General features: G+C 68.4%; 1 pseudogene. It reads right to left on the minus strand.

The features are described from left to right. Positions 1 to 67: 67 nt before the first annotated feature. Positions 68 to 766, minus strand: a pseudogene (locus tag QMO56_RS26850) (transposase); the annotation flags it as partial. Positions 767 to 806: the final 40 nt, after the last annotated feature.

Here is an 806-nt window from a genome sequence, read left to right on the forward strand (position 1 = left end):
TGGACTTGCTTCGGTTTATTGGAGGGGCGTTGGATCAGTTTGCGGCCATCTTCTCGAACAGGGCCGGGCTTGTGAAGTCGGGCGCGGAGTGGCGCCGGACGGGGTTGTAGAAACCATCGATGTAGCGGCCGATGGTCCGCCTGAAGCGCCGCTGCTGCCGGGCACGAAGCCCGTTCTCCCGCATCAGGCGGGCCGTCCGGCGGCGCCCGGCGCTCAGGCCGCTGCCCTGCAGCTCCCGTGTCATCCGTAGGCTGCCGTAGGTGCTGTTGGACGGCGCAAACGCCGACCGGACATGGGCCGCAGCACCATGTCCTCGTGCTGGCGGCGGCAGGCCGGGCGGCCTTTCCAGGCAAAGCAGCCGCTCTGGCTGACGCCGAGGACGCGGCAGAGACGGTGCACGGGGAACTCCTCCTTCGCCGCATCGATGAGCGCGGACCTCACCGTTCGGCCCTTCGCTCGAACCAGTGGCACTCAGGGCCTCACCCCGTCCCTGACGGAAAAGCCGTGGCCCGCTTGAGGATGTCCGGCTCCTGGCGAAGGATCCCGTTCTCCCGCCGCAGCCGCTTCAGCTCGGCGGCGACGTCTTCCTGCCCGGAGCGGCCCGGCGCATCGATCTGCCGGTCCTGGCTCCGGCTGATCCAACGGACCAGCGTCGACAGACCGATCCCGAGACCCTCAGCGATCTCGCGCTGGCTCCGCCGCTCGTCCGGACCAACCGGACGGCCTCCTCCTCGAATGCCTTCGTGAACCGTCTCTGCTGCGGCATCGAGTTCCCCTGGCCTCATCAGGAACCCTCCACTTTTCCG

Source organism: Roseomonas sp. E05 (assembly GCF_030063475.1).
In the GTDB taxonomy this organism is placed as follows: Bacteria; Pseudomonadota; Alphaproteobacteria; order Acetobacterales; family Acetobacteraceae; genus Pseudoroseomonas.